Source organism: Streptomyces roseirectus, from assembly GCF_014489635.1.
Taxonomy (GTDB): Bacteria; Actinomycetota; Actinomycetes; order Streptomycetales; family Streptomycetaceae; genus Streptomyces; species Streptomyces roseirectus.
The window spans coordinates 6,891,257-6,906,814 of the sequence record NZ_CP060828.1 but is presented as its reverse complement, the minus strand read 5'-3'; the positions used below and the strand labels follow the sequence as shown (position 1 = coordinate 6,906,814).

The window sequence follows — 15,558 nt, the reverse complement described above, 5'->3', positions numbered from 1 at the left end:
GGGTTCAGGTGGGGGCAGGGCCGGGTGGGAGCGGGGCCGGGTGGGAGCGGGGCCGGGTAGGAGCAGGGCCGGATAGGGGCAGGGCCGAGGCGAGCTCAGGTGGGAGCGGGGCCGAGGCGAAGCAGGCTCGGATGGGAGCAAGACCGGGTAGAGGCGAGGGCGGGCACAGCCAGGGCCGGGTAGGGACAGGGCCGAGGCGAAGCAGGCTCGGATGGGAGCAGGTGCGGGTGGGAGCGGGGCCAGGTGGAGGCGGGGCCGGACGGCGGGGGCGGGTGGGGGCGGGTCGGGTGAAGGTGGGCTCGGACGGAGGCCGGCCCGGACAGGGACCGGTCCCGTTCGGTCCGAACGGGGCCGGTCCGAACGGGGCCGGTCCGAACGGGGGCGGTCCGAACGGGGGCGGTCCGAACGGGGGCGGGCTCGGGTGGGAGCAGTCCGGGCGGGTTCGGGTGGGCTGAGGGGGCTGTGGGGTGTGGGGCGGCGTCGCATGCCGCGGGCGCGCGGGGTGGGCGCATGCCGGTACGGCCTCGTGGCTCTGAGGGACACGGCCGGGTGCCCCGAGGCGCTGGTGCTTCGGCAGGGTGCCGGTCGGCTCCGGTCTGTGAGCACCGCCACGCTGTGGGACGCCGGGCCGTGGTTCCCGGTGGGTGGTTGGGGTTTCGGCGTAGTGGCACGTCACAACCCCGAACCGATCCGGGTGCGGAGGATCGGGGTGTCAGTGGGGGCTCGTAGACTCGGCGGCGTGGATACGACCCTTCAGGACCCTCTCGTCGGGCAGGTGCTCGACGGGCGTTATCGCGTCGATGCGCGGATCGCGGTGGGCGGTATGGCCACGGTCTACCGGGCCGTGGACATGCGGTTGGACCGGGTGCTGGCGGTGAAGGTGATGCATCCGGCGCTGGCCGCGGACGCGGGGTTCGTGGACAGGTTCATCCGGGAGGCGAAGTCGGTCGCGCGGCTGGCGCATCCGAATGTGGTGCAGGTTTTCGATCAGGGGGCCGATGGGCCTTACGTGTACCTGGCGATGGAGTACGTCGCAGGGTGCACGTTGCGGGACGTGCTGCGGGAGCGGGGCGCGCTGCAGCCCCGGGCGGCGCTGGACATCCTGGAGCCGGTGCTCGCGGCGCTGGGGGCGGCGCACCGCGCGGGGTTCGTGCACCGGGACATGAAGCCCGAGAACGTGCTGATAGGGGACGACGGCCGGGTCAAGGTCGCGGACTTCGGCCTGGTGAGGTCCGTGGGGACGGTCACCGAGAGCAGTGGGAACGTGCTCGGGACGGTCGCGTACCTGGCGCCGGAGCAGACGGAGAAGGGCACGGCGGACGCGCGCGTGGACGTGTACGCGTGCGGGGTCGTGCTGTACGAGATGCTGACGGGCGCGCAGCCGCACGAGGGCGAGACCGCGGCGATCGTGCTCTACAAGCACCTGCACGAGGACGTCCCGCCCCCGTCGGCGGCCGTCCCGGGCCTCGCGTACGAGCTGGACGAGCTGGTCGCGTCGGCGACGGCGCGCACGCCGGACGTCCGTCCGAACGACGCGGTGGAGCTGCTGGGCCTCGTGCGCACGGCGCGCGCGGGGCTGAGCGAGGAGCAGCTGGACGCGGTGCCGCCGCAGTCGACGGCGTCCGAGCACGACATCGCGGGCGACCGCACCAGCGTCATCCCGAGGTCGCTGACGGTGCCGAGACCGCTGCCGGTCAACGAGGACGACGTCCAGCACACGTCCCGGTTCGAGACGCCCCCTCCCCCGCCGCGCCGGCACTCGGTACGGCGTCGGCGGGGTGTCGTCGCGCTGGTGGCCGGTGTGCTGCTGGCGCTGGGGGTCGGCGCGGGCGTCTGGTACATCAACTCGGGGCAGTTCACGAACGTCCCGGCGGTCCTCACGCAGACCGAGGCGGTCGCGAAGGAGCGGCTGGACGACGCGGGGCTGGCCGTCGGGTCGGTGAAGCACGCGTACAGCGACACCGTGAAGCGCGGGACGGTCATCAGCACCGACCCCGGGCCGGGCGCGCGGATCCGCAAGAACGACTCGGTGACGCTGACCGTCTCCGACGGGCCGCAGACCGTGCGGGTGCCGGACGTGACGGGTGTGTCCCAGGCCGAGGCGACCGGCCGGCTCACCGCCGCCGGCCTCGAACCGGGGCTGGTGACCAGCGAGTTCAACGACTCCGTCGCCAAGGGGACGGTGATCCGGACGGCGCCCGCGGTCGGCACCTCGCGGCGGGCCGGGTCGGCCGTCGCGCTCGTCGTCAGCAAGGGCGCGGCCGTCGAGGTCCCGGACGTCACCGGGGACGACCTCGACGCGGCGACGGCCGAGCTGGAGGAGGCCGGGCTGAAGGTCGCGATCTCCTCCACGCAGGTCAACTCCGAGCTGGACAAGGGGAAGGTCGCCGAGCAGTCCCCGGGCGCGGGCGGCGAGGCCGCCGAGGGCGACACGATCACGCTGACGCTGTCCAAGGGCCCCGAGATGGTCGAGGTGCCGGACGTCGTCGGGTCGAGCGTCGACGACGCGAAGTCCCGGCTGGAGCAGGCCGGCTTCAAGGTCGAGGAGGACCGGGGGCTGCTGGGGCTGTTCGGGGACACGGTCAAGAGCCAGTCCGTGGACGCGGGCGAGACGGCGCCGAAGGGGTCGACGATCACGATCACCATCCGGTGAGGGGGGCACCCCGGGGTGCGTGACACCCTGGAAGGGTGAACTTCCCCTCCCGTAACCCCGTAGGCGGCCACGTCCCCGTGGCCGGTGGTCTGCACTCCGTGGGTCTCTCGTACGCCCAGGAGCTGAAGGCGGAGACCGTGCAGGTCTTCGTGGCGAACCCGCGTGGGTGGGCGACGCCGGTGGGGAATCCCCGGCAGGACGAGGCGTTCCGGGAGGCGTGCGCGGAGCGGAACGTGCCGGCGTACGTGCACGCGCCGTACCTGATCAACTTCGGCTCCCACACGGAGGCGACGGTCGAGAAGTCGGTGGAGTCGCTGCGGCACTCACTGCGCCGGGGGCGGGAGATCGGGGCGCTCGGGGTCGTCGTCCACACCGGCAGCGCGACCGGGGGCCGGGCGCGGGAGGTGGCGTTGGCGCAGGTCAGGGAGCATATGCTGCCGCTGCTCGACGAGCTGACCCATGACGACGACCCGTACCTGCTGCTCGAATCGACGGCCGGGCAGGGCTCGTCGCTGTGCTCGCGCACCTGGGACTTCGGCCCCTATTTCGACGCCCTCGACGCGCATCCCAAGCTCGGCGTCTGCCTCGACACGTGCCACATCTTCGCCGCGGGCCACGACCTCACCGGCCCGTCCGGCATGCACCAGACCCTCGACCTCCTCGTCGGCACGGTCGGTGAGGGCCGTCTCAAGCTGATCCACGCCAACGACTCCAAGGACGTCGTCGGCGCCCACAAGGACCGCCACGAGAACATCGGCTCCGGCCACATCGGCGAGGACCCCTTCCGCGCCCTGATGACCCACCCCGCCACCGCGAACGTCCCCCTGATCATCGAAACCCCCGGCGGCAAGGAGGGCCACGCGGCAGACGTGGAGCGCCTGAAGAAACTCCGGGACGGCTGACGCGGGCCGCGGCTCAGTCCTCGTCCTCGAACAGCACGTCGCCGGCGATCGGGGCCGAGACCTTGGTGCGGGGGTCTTTGCCGAGCAGGAGCAAGCCGCGTTCGAGCAGTTCGCGGCGCTCGGGCGACAGGCCGTCACGGACGCGCGCCGCGGCCTCCGAGAAGACCACGTTGAGGACGACCATCAAGACCCCTGCGTAGGTTGTCGTAGTAACCGGCTATGAGCGTATCGGCTGCCCGCACCCGGACGGGAATACCCCACCCGGGTATAGCGTTCCCGTCCGACGCAACCCCGCCCCCGCCCCGGGAGTCCCGATGGAGCACGAAGCGCACACACACCACCCCATCCCCGCCGCGACCTGGGCCACGGCGGTCCAGGCGACCCTGCACTGCCTCACCGGATGCGCGATCGGCGAGGTGCTGGGCATGGTGATCGGCACGGCGGCGGGGTGGGGCAACGTCCCCACCACCGTGCTCGCGATCGTGCTGGCGTTCTTCTTCGGGTACTCGCTCACCCTGCGGGGTGTCATGAAGGGCGGGCTCGGCCTGAAGGCGGCGGTGAAGGTCGCGCTGGCCGCGGACACACTGTCGATCGCGGTGATGGAGCTGATCGACAACGGGGTGATCGCGCTGTGGCCGGACGCGATGGACGCGGAGCTGGCGGACGTCCTGTTCTGGGGGTCGCTGGCGATCTCACTGGTGATCGCGTTCGTCGTCACGGTCCCGGTGAACAAGTGGATGATCGGCCGGGGCAAGGGGCACGCCGTCGTGCATCAGCATCACCAGCACCACTGACACCGCCCGCATCACAGGCACCGCCGGCTTACAACTCCGGCCCCTCCCCCGGCTCCTCCTGGTACGAGTACCGCTGCTCGCGCCAGGGATCGCCGACGTTGTGGTAACCCCGTTCCTCCCAGAATCCGCGCCGGTCGGCGGTCATGTACTCGATGCCGCGCACCCATTTGGGCCCTTTCCAGGCGTACAGGTGAGGGACGACGAGACGCAGCGGAAATCCGTGTTCGGCGGTGAGGAGTTCACCGTCCTTGTGGCTGGCGAAAAGCGTGTGGGGGCCGGTGAAGTCGGCGAGGCGGAGGTTGGCGCTGTAGCCGTATTCGGCCCAGACCATGACGTGGGTGACGCCGGGAGCAGGTGGGGCGAGTTCGAGGACCGCGCTCGCCGGGACACCGCCCCATTCCGCGCCGAGCATGCTGAATTTGGTCACGCAGTGCAGGTCTGCGACGACGGTCGCGTACGGCAGCGCCGCGAACTCCTCGTGGGACCAGCTGTGTTTCTCGCCGTCGGCGGTGGCCCCGAAGACCCGGAAGTCCCAGCGTTCGGGACGGAACTTGGGTACGGGCCCGTAATGCGTGACCGGCCAGCCGCGTTGGAGTCGCTGCCCCGGCGGAAGCTCGGACGGTGCGCTCTCTCCTGTTTCCCGCTCCACCGGACGACCCATGACTCCATCCTGACAGACGTGAATACGAACCCGAAAATCGGGCAATTCGAACTAAGCATGCCCTTACTTACTAAGCCCGCACTTACTGGACGATCTTCTGGACCAGTGCCATCATCGGCCGCGACCTCCTCCATTTGATCTCCCCACGGATCCCGTACGGAAGGAGCCTTGGCGATGCAGGGCGACCCGGAAGTCATCGAATTCCTCAACGAGCAGCTCACGGGCGAGCTGACGGCGATCAACCAGTACTTCCTGCACGCGAAGATGCAGGAGAACTTCGGCTGGACGAAGCTCGCGAAGTACACCCGGCACGAGTCGTTCGACGAGATGAAGCACGCCGAGGTGCTGACCGACCGGATCCTCTTCCTGGAGGGCCTGCCGAACTACCAGCGCCTGTTCCACGTCCGGATCGGCCAGACCGTCAAGGAGATGTTCGAGGCGGACCGGCAGATCGAGGTCGAGGCGATCGACCGCCTGAAGCGCGGCATCAAGGTGATGCGCGAGAAGGGCGACATCACGTCGGCGAACATCTTCGAGTCGATCCTGGAGGACGAGGAGCACCACATCGACTACCTCGACACCCAGCTCGAACTCCTCGACAAGCTCGGCGAGGCCCTTTACATCGCCCAGCTCATCGAACAGCCGGAGAGCTGAGCGGGAAGCTAGGCGGCCTCTTCCAGACCGGCACCCTCAAGGGAGTCCACCGACTCCAGCCGGGTCACCGCCGACTTGCAGGCCCCCCGGCCGAGGATCGCCTGAATACGCCGGACGCACGAGCCGCAGTCCGTGCCGGCCTTGCAGGCGGAGGCTATCTGGCGGGGCGTGCAGGCGCCGTCGTCCGCGTGCCGCTGGATCTGCGCCTCGGTCACCCCGAAGCAGCTGCACACGAACATGCGGTCTCACCTCCCGCCGAGAACGATTAGGTGAACCTAACCTTACCCGGCGCTCAGGTGCCGCAAAAGTGCGAAGGGGCGCGGATCCCATGTGATCCGCGCCCCAACCCATGAAGCGATCTCTACTGGTCGCGGTACATCTCCGCGACCAGGAACGCGAGGTCCAGCGACTGGCTGCGGTTGAGCCGCGGGTCGCAGGCCGTCTCGTAGCGCTGGTGGAGATCGTCGACGAAGATCTCGTCGCCGCCGCCCACGCACTCGGTGACGTCGTCACCGGTCAGCTCGACGTGGATGCCGCCCGGGTGGGTGCCGAGGCCCTTGTGGACCTCGAAGAAGCCCTTGACCTCGTCGAGCACGTCGTCGAAGCGCCGGGTCTTGTGACCGGAGGCCGCCTCGAAGGTGTTGCCGTGCATCGGGTCGGTCACCCAGGCCACCACCGCGCCGGACGCGGTGACCTTCTCGACCAGCTCGGGGAGCTTGTCGCGGACCTTGTCGGCGCCCATGCGGACGATGAACGTCAGCCGGCCCGGCTCCCGGTCGGGGTCGAGGCGGTCGACGTAGGTCAGCGCCTCCTCGGCCGTCGTCGTCGGACCGAGCTTGATGCCGATCGGGTTGCGGATCTTGGACGCGAACTCGATGTGCGCGTGGTCCAGCTGCCGGGTGCGCTCACCGATCCACACCATGTGCCCGGAGACGTCGTACAGCTTGCCCGTGCGCGAGTCGACGCGGGTCAGCGCGGACTCGTAGTCGAGGAGCAGCGCCTCGTGGGAGGCGTAGAACTCGACGGTCTTGAACTCCTCCGGGTCGGTCCCGCAGGCCCGCATGAAGTTCAGGGCGTTGTCGATCTCGCGCGCGAGCTGTTCGTAACGCTGGCCGGACGGCGAGGACTTCACGAAGTCCTGGTTCCAGGCGTGCACCTGGCGCAGGTCGGCGTAGCCGCCGGTGGTGAAGGCGCGCACCAGGTTCAGCGTGGACGCGGAGGCGTTGTACATCCGCTTCAGCCGCTCGGGGTCCGGGATCCGGGCCTCTTCGGTGAAGGCGAAGCCGTTGACCGAGTCGCCCCGGTAGGTCGGCAGGGTCACGCCGTCGCGGGTCTCGGTCGGCTTGGAGCGCGGCTTGGAGTACTGGCCGGCGATGCGGCCGACCTTCACGACCGGCACCGAGGCGGCGTACGTCAGCACGGCGCCCATCTGGAGCAGCGTCTTCAGCTTGGCGCGGATCTGGTCGGCGCCCACGGCGTCGAACGCCTCGGCGCAGTCGCCGCCCTGGAGAAGGAACGCCTCCCCCTTGGCGACAGCAGCCATCCGGTTGCGCAGCTGGTCGCACTCGCCCGCGAAGACGAGCGGCGGATACGACTCCAGCTCCGCGATCACCTTGCGCAGAGCCTCGGGGTCCGGGTACTCGGGCTGCTGCGCCGCGGGCAGGTCGCGCCAGGTCGCCTGGGCGGCGATGGCTTGGGAATCAGCGTTCACGGTCACGGGCTCCACACTACGGGGTCATGTCGACCGGTTTTCGCTCGGCTCGAAACGTGAGACACCCGCGTGATGTAGGGTGCGCCACATGTTCGCGCCTTCGAATCTGAACTGGTGGTGGACCGCTCCTCCGGCGGCCCGCTGATCTGCGCGTACATCCCACAGGCCGCCCCGAGAGGCGGCCTTCGTGTTGTTCCAGGGGTCCGTCTCTCCGCAGAGAAACCGAGAGAGACCACGCCATGTCCCGCACAGACCACGTCCTGGACCTCCTGACCGACTCCCGCCCCTTCGCGCTCCTGCGCCGCCGCGCGCCGGGCCACGACGGCGACACCGTCGAGCTGCTGATCGGCCCGACGCGGACGTACGACCGGCTCGCCGACCTGCCCGACCACGGGCTCGCCCTGATCCCGTTCCGGCAGATCCGCGAGCGCGGTTTCGACGTCCGCGACGACGGCACCCCGCTGACCGTCCTCGTCCCGGAGGAGACCCGCACGCTCACCCTGGCCGACGCCCTCGCGCAGCTCCCCGCGCACGACGTCCGGGTCACCGGCGGCGGCTTCGACGTCGGCGACGAGGAGTACGCCGAGATCGTCGGGCGTGTCCTGCGTGAGGAGATCGGCAGCGGGGAGGGCGCGAACTTCGTGATCCGGCGGACGTACGAGGGGGAGATCGAGGGGTTCTCGAAGAGGGACGCCCTCGCTCTGTTCCGGCGTCTCCTCGACGGAGAGCGGGGCGCGTACTGGACGTTCGTCGTGCACACCGGGGAGCGGACGCTCGTCGGCGCGTCGCCGGAGGTGCATGTGCGGATGTCCGGCGGGACGGTCGTCATGAACCCGATCAGCGGGACGTACCGGTATCCCGCCGAGGGGCCGACACCCGAGCACCTGCTCGGTTTCCTCGCCGACGGCAAGGAGATCGAGGAGCTGTCGATGGTCGTCGACGAGGAGCTGAAGATGATGTGCACGGTCGGCGACATGGGCGGGGTGGTGATCGGGCCGCGGCTGCGGGAGATGGCCCATCTCGCGCACACCGAGTACGAGTTGCGCGGGAAGTCCTCGCTGGACGTCCGTGACGTGCTCAGGGAGACGATGTTCGCGGCGACCGTGACCGGCTCGCCCGTCCAGAACGCGTGCCGGGTCATCGAACGGCACGAGTCCGGGGGGCGCGGGTACTACGCGGGCGCGCTGGCGCTGCTCGGGCGGGACGCCGGGGGCGCGCAGACCCTGGACTCGCCGATCCTCATCCGGACGGCCGACATCTCGGACGCCGGACGGCTGCGCGTCTCCGTGGGCGCGACCCTGGTGCGCGGGTCCGACCCGGTCAGTGAGGTCGCGGAGACGCATGCGAAGGCGGCGGGGGTGCTGGCGGCGCTGGGGGTGCGTCCGGCCCGGCCGCGGTCCGAGCGGGGGCTGCCGCGGCTGGCCGAGGATCCCCGGGTGCGGGCCGCGCTGGACGGGCGGCGGGCGTCGCTGGCGCCGTTCTGGCTGCGGATGCAGGTGCCGTCGGCGCCGGTGGCCGGACACGCCCTGATCGTCGACGGGGAGGACACGTTCACCGCGATGCTGGCGCACGTGCTGCGCACGAACGGTGTCGAGGTGAGCGTCCGCCGCTACGACGAGCCCGGTCTGCGCGAGGTGGTGCTCGCGCATCCCGGGCCCGTCGTGCTCGGCCCCGGACCCGGTGACCCCTCCGACCTGGGCGACCCCAAGATGCGGTTCCTGCGGAAGCTGGCCGCCGCGTTGCTGCGCGGGCACCGGTACGGGGTGCTCGGCGTGTGCCTCGGGCACGAGCTGATCGCCGCCGAGCTGGGGATGGAGATCGTGCGCAAGGAGGTGCCCTACCAGGGGGCCCAGACGGAGATCGACCTGTTCGGGCGGGTGGAGACGGTCGGCTTCTACAACAGCTTCGTCGCGCGGTTCCGTGAGGTGCCGGGCGTCGAGGTGAGCAGGGCCGACAACGGAGAGGTGCACGCCCTGCGGGGCCCTGGCTTCGCGGGGGTGCAGTTCCATCCGGAGTCGGTCCTCACGCTCAACGGGGCGGAGATCGTACGGGAGTTGCTGGGCACGCTGAGGCCGGTCGGCTAACCGAAGAAGACGCCGACCTCCTCGTACAGCTTCGGGTCCACCGTCTTCAGTTTCTCCGTCGCCGCGGCCAGCGGTACGCGGACGATGTCCGTGCCCCGGAGGGCGACCATCACCCCGTGGTCGCCCTCGTGGACGGCGTCGATGGCGTGGAGGCCGAAGCGGGTGGCGAGCCAGCGGTCGAAGGCGCTCGGGGTGCCGCCGCGCTGGACGTGGCCGAGGACGGTGGTGCGGGCCTCGTTGCCGGTGCGTTTCTCGATCTGTTTGGCCAGCCATTCGCCGACCCCGGAGAGGCGGACGTGGCCGAAGGAGTCCAGGGACTCGTCCTTGAGGACCAGGTCGCCGTCCTTGGGCATGGCGCCCTCGGCGACGACCACGATCGGCGCGTAGGAGGCGCGGAACCGGGAGGTCACCCACGCGCACACCTGCTCGACGTCGAAGCGCTGCTCGGGGATGAGGATGGCGTTCGCGCCGCCCGCGAGCCCCGAGTGCAGGGCGATCCAGCCGGCGTGCCGGCCCATGACCTCGACGACCAGGACCCGCATGTGGGACTCGGCGGTGGTGTGGAGGCGGTCGATGGCCTCCGTCGCGATGCCGACGGCCGTGTCGAAGCCGAACGTGTAGTCCGTCGCGGAGAGGTCGTTGTCGATGGTCTTGGGGACGCCGACGCAGGGGACGCCCTCCTCGGCGGAGAGCCGGGCGGCGACGCCGAGGGTGTCCTCGCCGCCGATGACGATCAGGGCGTCGACCCGCTGCCGGGCCAGCGTCTCCCTGATGCGTTCGACGCCGGCGTCCTCCTGGTAGGGGTTCGTGCGGGAGGAGCCGAGGATGGTGCCGCCGCGCGGGAGGATGCCGCGGACGGCCGGGATGTCGAGCGGGACGGCGTGCCCCTCGATCGGTCCGCGCCAGCCGTCGCGGAAGCCGGTGAATTCATGGCCGTACTCCTGGACGCCCTTGCGGACGATCGCGCGGATCACGGCGTTGAGGCCGGGGCAGTCCCCGCCTCCGGTCAGTACTCCGACGCGCATGGACGAGTCCCTTCGCCATACCAACCTGACGAGGTGTCAGTCTTGCGCGCCCCTCACTCGTCGTCGAGACCCCGCTCGATCGCGTACCGGACGAGTTCGACGCGGTTGTGGAGCTGGAGCTTGCCGAGGGTGTTCTGGACGTGGTTCTGGACCGTGCGGTGCGATATGACGAGGCGTTCGGCGATCTGCTTGTAGCTGAGCCCCTTCGCGACGAGCCGCAGCACCTCCGTCTCCCGGTCGGTGAGCCGGGGCGCGTCGGGCTGGTCGCCGCCGGAGGCGGGCGCCGGGTCGGAGGCGAGCCGGCGGTACTCGCCGAGGACGAGCCCGGCGAGCCCCGGCGTGAACACCGGATCCCCGACAGCCGTGCGGCGCACCGCGTCCAGCAGTTCCTCCGTGGACGCCGACTTCAGCAGGTAGCCGGTGGCACCGGACTTCACGGCCTCCAGGACGTCCGCGTGCTCCCCGCTCGCCGACAGCACGAGGACCCGCAGGGCGGGGTTCGCGGCGACGACCTCCTTGCACACCTGGACGCCGGGCTTGGCCGGAAGGTTGAGGTCGAGGACGATGACGTCGGGCGCGGCGGCCTTCGCGCGCCGGACCGCCTGCTCGCCGTCCCCGGCGGTGGCGACGACGTCGAAGCCGTTCTCGGTGAGGTCGCGGGCGACCGCGTCGCGCCACATGGGGTGGTCGTCGACCACCATGACCTTGATGCCGCTGCTCATCGACTCCCCTTCTTCGGCACGGTCAGCTCCACTTCGGTGCCCTGTCCGGGCGTCGAGATCAGCTCGGCGCGTCCGCCGAGGTCGCGCAGGCGGCCCCGGATCGACTGGGCGACGCCGAGTCGCCCCTCGCCCTCGGCCTGCGCGAGCCGCCCCTCGGGGATGCCGGGGCCGTCGTCGCGGACGGTGACGATCACCTCGTCCGGCTCGTCCTCGACCAGGATCCACGCCTGGGCGTCGGCACCGGCGTGCCGGCGGACGTTGTCCAGGGCGGCGCCGACGGCGGCGGCCAGTTCACGGGCGGCGGCCGGGGGCAGCTCGACCGGCGCGCCGGGCTCGGCGAGGCTGACGCGGGCGGCGGCGTAGCGGGCGAGGAGCGTCCGCAGGTCCACGGGGCCGTCGTCGTCCGGGTCCTCGTCGACGACGCGGACGACGGCGCCCTGCGTCAGGTCCTCCGAGACGCGGGAGACGGGGGTGAGGCCGCCGGAGACGAGGGTGCGCAGCGCGACCTCCTGCTCGCCGGCGAGGCGGCCCAGCTCGGCGGCCTCACCGCCGATGACCGCGCCCCGGCGCTGCACCATCGCCAGGACCTGGAGGACGCTGTCGTGGATGTCCCGCGCCAGCCGCTCGCGCTCGCGGGTCGCCGCCTCGATCTCCAGGGCGCGGGCGAGGGTGCGCTCGGAGGCGCGGGCGACCTCGACGACGTACCCGATGGCGATGGAGGCGACCCAGACGAGGATCACGTTGTGGACGGTGTCGTGGGCGGGCGCGCCCCGCTGGATCAGGTTGGCGACCGCGACCGGCGTCGAGGCGAAGGCGGCCCAGCGCCAGCCGCCCTTGATGGCGAACGCGAGGACCGAGCCGGCCGTCCATATCGACGGCAGCGTGGGTCCGCCGGAGTCGATCCGCTCGCTGGTGACCGCGAGGGGGGTGAGGAGGATGCCGACGACCGCGATGGTCAGGTCGGCCGTGAGGAACCGTTTCGTGCAGTTCGCGGCGCTCGCGACCCTGGGGAGGGTCACGAGCGTCCATATGCACAGCACCGGGTAGTAGACGAACGCGACGACCGGCCGGTCGAAGTCGTCGTACCCACTGACGAACAGACCGACGGCGTACAGCATGGTCAGCACGCGGTACCCGGTGAGCGCACGCCAGAGCGGCTGCTCGACCGACATGCGCATGACGCGTTCTCGTTTAGGCATGTCCCCCACCCCCGTGTCCTACCCCGACCCTATTCGGCCTTCTCCTTCTTGGCCGCCTTCTCCGCCTTGGCGGCCTCGGAGAGCTGGCGCTTGGCGGCGGTGGCGTAGATGTCGACGTACTCCTGGCCGGAGAGCTTCATGATCTCGTACATGACTTCGTCGGTGAGGGCGCGCAGGACGAAGCGGTCCTGGTCCATGCCGTCGTAACGGCTGAAGTCGAGGGGCTTGCCGATGCGGATGCCGGGGCGCATCAGCTTGGGCATCACCTGGCCGGGCGGCTGGATCTTCTCCGTGTCGATCATCGCGACGGGGATGACGGGCGCGCCGGTCGCGAGCGCCACGCGCGCGAGGCCGCCCGGCTTGCCCCGGTAGAGGCGGCCGTCGGGCGAGCGGGTGCCCTCGGGGTAGATCCCGAACAGCTCGCCGCGCTCCAGGACCTCGATACCGCTCTTGATCGCGGCCTCACCCGCGCCGCGCGCGCCGGAGCGGTCCACGGGGAGCTGACCGACGCCCTTGAAGAACGCGGCCGTCAGCCGGCCCTTCACCCCGGGCGTGGTGAAGTACTCGGCCTTGGCGATGAACGTCACCTTGCGGTCGAGGACCGCCGGCAGGAAGAACGAGTCGGAGAACGAGAGGTGGTTGCTCGCCAGAATCGCGGGGCCGTCCTCCGGGATGTTCTCCAGGCCCTCCACCCAGGGTCTGAAGGTGACCTTGAGCGGTCCCCCGATAGCGACCTTCATCGCGCCGTACAACAACCGACTGCCTCCTGTTTGTGTCGAACAGACCTTAACCCGCAGGACGCCGGAACCGGCCGACGGGCCTGGTCGGTGTCAGTGCGGTCGCGTACGGTGAACTCCTCACCCCGCTCATGTGCCCTTTGAAAAAGAGGAGACCGACCGTGCCGGTCCTTCCCGGAGCAGAGCCGTTCCGCCACGAGGGCGGAGAGGTCGGCGTCCTGCTCTGTCACGGCTTCACCGGTTCCCCCCAGTCGCTGCGCCCCTGGGCGAAGCGGCTCGCCGCGCGCGGCCTGTCGGTCTCGCTGCCGCTCCTGCCGGGCCACGGCACGCGCTGGGAGGACATGGCGCTCACGGGCTGGCCCGACTGGTACGCCGAGCTGGACCGCGAGCTGCACGCCCTGCGCGAGCGGTGCACGACGGTGTTCGTAGCGGGCCTGTCCATGGGCGGCGCCCTCGCGCTGCGGCTGGCCGCGAAGCACGGCGCGGCGGTCACCGGCGTGGTCGTCGTCAACCCGGCGAACAAGGTGCACGGCCTCGCCGCGTACGCCCTCCCGGTGGCCCGGCACCTCGTGCGGACGACGCCGGGCATCGCGAGCGACATCGCGAAGGAGGGCGTCGAGGAGCTGGGGTACGACCGGGTGCCGCTGCACTGTGCCCACTCGCTGCGCAACGCGCTGCGGAAGCTGGACGGCGAACTGCCCCGGGTGACACAGCCGGTGCTGCTGATGCGCAGCGCTCAGGACCATGTCGTCCCGTCGGCGGACTCCGCGCGGATCCTGAGCCGGATCTCGTCGTTGGACGTACGCGAGATCGTGTTGGAACAGAGCTACCACGTCGCGACGTTGGACCACGACGCGGACCGCGTCGTCGAGGAGAGCGTCGCGTTCATCGACCGGCTCGCAGCTGGCAGGGGTGTCGCTGAGGAAGGGACGACGGCAGGTGGCTGAGCACGACTCCGACCGCGAGGACAACGCGGAGCCCAAGGAGCAGAACGTCCCGTTCGACGAGGAGGCCGCCTGGGCGGCCATCGTCGCCGGGTACGGCGACGAGCCCAAGGACCCGCCGGGCGCCCGGCCGTTCAAGTCGGTGGAGGACCTGGCGCTGCTGGAGGCGCAGACCAACGACGACGAGAAGCCGCCCGCCCCGAAGGACCCGGCCGCCGCCGACCCCGGCACGCCCTCCGGTCCGTCCGACGACAAGCCGCTCGGCGGTTCCGTGACGTTCGCGCCCGGCGTCGGCCCCCGCGACTACACCCCGGCGGAACCCAGCGACGACGACCTCGGCCCGGACGACGAGGGGCACTTCGTGCCGCCGGAGCCGCCACCGCTGCCCGAGGCCGATACCACCGCGAAGTTCGCCTGGCTCGGTGTCGTCGGCGGGCCCGTCCTGCTGCTGTTCGCGGTGCTGTTCGGCTGGGACATGACGTGGTGGCTCGCGACCGTCGGGATCGGCGGGTTCCTCGGCGGGTTCGCGACGCTGGTGATGCGGATGCGGACGGACGAGGAGGGGGACGACGATCCCGGGCGCGGGGCGGTCGTCTGACCCTTGCCGGCCGGGGAGTTGACCCCGGTCAGCCGGGGATTCTGAGGGTGGCCAGGACCGGGAGGTGGTCCGTGGCCGCCCTCAGGTCGTTCTCCGTGATGCCGGGGAAGTCCCTGGGGACGCCGGCGGTCAGGACCTCGATGCCCTTCGTCGTGAAGATGGCGTCGATCCTGGTGTCCGGGGCGGTCGCCGGGAACGTGTGCTCGGTGCCCCAGGGGGCGGTGGCCCAGGTGTCCTGCAAGGTCTCCGCGAGCCGCCTGAACGAGCGGCCGTCCGGGGTCTCGTTGATGTCGCCGCCCGCGATGGCGTGGTCCACGCCCAGGCCGGCCAGCCGGTCGAGGAGGGTGGCCGTCTGGTCGTAGCGCTCCTCCTCGTCCAGGGAGAGGTGGGTGCTGAGGACTCCCAGGCGGGCGTTGCCGATGCGGACGACCGCCGTCGCGAAGCCGCGTCGGTGGTTGCCGGTGGTCAGAGGGAGGAGGACGTCCTCCGTGCGTTCCACTGTCGTGCGGAGGGAGCAGAGGATCGCCGGGCCCGCCGCGGTGCCGCCGCCGGTGAGGACGACCAGGTCCGCGGCCCTTGCCAGGCGGGCCAGTTTCTTGCGCCAGCGGAAGAAGCGGGGGGCTTCCTGGAGGAGGACCAGGTCGGGGGTGGCCGCCTTGATGATGCGGGCCAGGGCTTGGGGGTCGTCCCTGAGGGAGCGGATGTTGTAGGTGAGTACGCGGATGGTGGGGGGCAGGGGCATGGCGTCAATTTACGCCTACGCGAAGGGGCGCTGAGGTTGTCCGCGAGTACCGCCACGTGTGGTTGGTCGCGCCCACGCGGCGGTAGCCGCACATCGATACAGCCCCGCGCCCCTAAAAGCGCTCCCCTTACG

The 15,558-nt window shown here is 70.9% G+C and carries 17 protein-coding genes; 8 read left to right on the top strand and 9 right to left on the bottom strand.

The window, feature by feature from the left end:
* Positions 1-739 precede the first annotated feature (739 nt).
* Entirely contained in the window at positions 740-2,653 is a 1,914-nt protein-coding gene (gene pknB, locus IAG44_RS29640) for a Stk1 family PASTA domain-containing Ser/Thr kinase (RefSeq protein ID WP_187750134.1), read from the top strand.
* Between the two features lie 35 nt (positions 2,654-2,688).
* Positions 2,689-3,555: a deoxyribonuclease IV gene (locus IAG44_RS29635; RefSeq protein WP_187750133.1), complete on the top strand. Its 867-nt coding sequence runs from the start codon at positions 2,689-2,691 to the stop codon at positions 3,553-3,555.
* A 13-nt stretch (positions 3,556-3,568) separates the two neighbouring features.
* Here the strand turns inward: IAG44_RS29635 and IAG44_RS29630 are convergent, their stop codons facing one another.
* A complete protein-coding gene (locus tag IAG44_RS29630; protein ID WP_187750132.1) occupies positions 3,569-3,739 on the bottom strand; it encodes a hypothetical protein in 171 nt (56 codons plus the stop codon).
* A gap of 130 nt (positions 3,740-3,869) precedes the next feature.
* On the opposite strand from IAG44_RS29630, the gene IAG44_RS29625 reads away from it, so the two are divergent.
* Positions 3,870-4,349, top strand: coding sequence for a DUF4396 domain-containing protein (locus tag IAG44_RS29625; RefSeq protein WP_187750131.1), 480 nt, complete (start codon positions 3,870-3,872; stop codon positions 4,347-4,349).
* A 28-nt stretch (positions 4,350-4,377) separates the two neighbouring features.
* Here the strand turns inward: IAG44_RS29625 and IAG44_RS29620 are convergent, their stop codons facing one another.
* Positions 4,378-5,010, bottom strand: coding sequence for a sulfite oxidase-like oxidoreductase (locus IAG44_RS29620; protein ID WP_187750130.1), 633 nt, complete (start codon positions 5,008-5,010; stop codon positions 4,378-4,380).
* Positions 5,011-5,184: 174 nt separating this feature from the next.
* On the opposite strand from IAG44_RS29620, the gene bfr reads away from it, so the two are divergent.
* Positions 5,185-5,664, top strand: a complete 480-nt coding sequence (gene bfr / locus IAG44_RS29615) for a bacterioferritin (protein ID WP_187750129.1) — start codon at positions 5,185-5,187, stop codon at positions 5,662-5,664.
* A gap of 8 nt (positions 5,665-5,672) precedes the next feature.
* On the opposite strand, the gene IAG44_RS29610 is transcribed toward bfr, so the two are convergent.
* Together IAG44_RS29610 and IAG44_RS29605 are read right to left on the bottom strand one after the other, a co-directional pair.
* A complete protein-coding gene (locus tag IAG44_RS29610) occupies positions 5,673-5,903 on the bottom strand; it encodes a (2Fe-2S)-binding protein (protein WP_187750128.1) in 231 nt (76 codons plus the stop codon).
* 122 nt (positions 5,904-6,025) lie between these two features.
* Positions 6,026-7,381, bottom strand: coding sequence for a class II 3-deoxy-7-phosphoheptulonate synthase (locus tag IAG44_RS29605; RefSeq protein ID WP_187750127.1), 1,356 nt, complete (start codon positions 7,379-7,381; stop codon positions 6,026-6,028).
* Between the two features lie 82 nt (positions 7,382-7,463).
* Between IAG44_RS29605 and IAG44_RS44820 the strand changes: the two genes are divergently transcribed.
* Complete coding sequence (locus IAG44_RS44820) at positions 7,464-7,520, top strand: trp operon leader peptide (RefSeq protein ID WP_187752905.1); 57 nt, start codon at positions 7,464-7,466, stop codon at positions 7,518-7,520.
* Positions 7,521-7,614: 94 nt separating this feature from the next.
* Positions 7,615-9,459: an anthranilate synthase family protein gene (locus IAG44_RS29595; protein WP_187750126.1), complete on the top strand. Its 1,845-nt coding sequence runs from the start codon at positions 7,615-7,617 to the stop codon at positions 9,457-9,459.
* On the opposite strand, the gene IAG44_RS29590 is transcribed toward IAG44_RS29595, so the two are convergent.
* Genes IAG44_RS29590 through IAG44_RS29575 form a run of 4 tightly spaced genes read right to left on the bottom strand, consistent with a single transcriptional unit; the run spans position 9,456 to position 13,160 of the window.
* The gene (locus IAG44_RS29590; protein WP_187750125.1) at positions 9,456-10,484 is read right to left on the bottom strand and encodes a 6-phosphofructokinase; all 1,029 of its coding nucleotides are present in this window, start codon (positions 10,482-10,484) and stop codon (positions 9,456-9,458) included. The genes IAG44_RS29595 and IAG44_RS29590 overlap by 4 nt on opposite strands.
* 53 nt (positions 10,485-10,537) lie before the next feature.
* Positions 10,538-11,206, bottom strand: coding sequence for a response regulator (locus IAG44_RS29585; protein ID WP_246562170.1), 669 nt, complete (start codon positions 11,204-11,206; stop codon positions 10,538-10,540).
* Positions 11,203-12,405 carry a MacS family sensor histidine kinase gene (gene macS / locus IAG44_RS29580; RefSeq protein WP_187750124.1) on the bottom strand — a complete coding sequence of 401 codons (1,203 nt, stop codon included), beginning with the start codon at positions 12,403-12,405 and terminating at the stop codon, positions 11,203-11,205. Before macS ends, IAG44_RS29585 begins: the two co-directional genes overlap by 4 nt.
* A gap of 29 nt (positions 12,406-12,434) precedes the next feature.
* Positions 12,435-13,160 (bottom strand): lysophospholipid acyltransferase family protein, encoded by a 726-nt coding sequence (locus tag IAG44_RS29575; RefSeq protein ID WP_187750123.1) that lies wholly within the window; start codon positions 13,158-13,160, stop codon positions 12,435-12,437.
* Positions 13,161-13,303: 143 nt separating this feature from the next.
* On the opposite strand from IAG44_RS29575, the gene IAG44_RS29570 reads away from it, so the two are divergent.
* Both IAG44_RS29570 and IAG44_RS29565 read left to right on the top strand, forming a co-directional pair.
* Positions 13,304-14,089: an alpha/beta hydrolase gene (locus IAG44_RS29570; protein ID WP_187750122.1), complete on the top strand. Its 786-nt coding sequence runs from the start codon at positions 13,304-13,306 to the stop codon at positions 14,087-14,089.
* Entirely contained in the window at positions 14,082-14,684 is a 603-nt protein-coding gene (locus tag IAG44_RS29565) for a hypothetical protein (protein ID WP_187750121.1), read from the top strand. Before IAG44_RS29570 ends, IAG44_RS29565 begins: the two co-directional genes overlap by 8 nt.
* A 28-nt stretch (positions 14,685-14,712) precedes the next feature.
* Here the strand turns inward: IAG44_RS29565 and IAG44_RS29560 are convergent, their stop codons facing one another.
* On the bottom strand, positions 14,713-15,426 hold the full coding sequence (locus tag IAG44_RS29560) for an endonuclease/exonuclease/phosphatase family protein (RefSeq protein ID WP_187750120.1): 714 nt from the start codon (positions 15,424-15,426) through the stop codon (positions 14,713-14,715).
* Between the last annotated feature and the right edge of the window lie 132 nt (positions 15,427-15,558).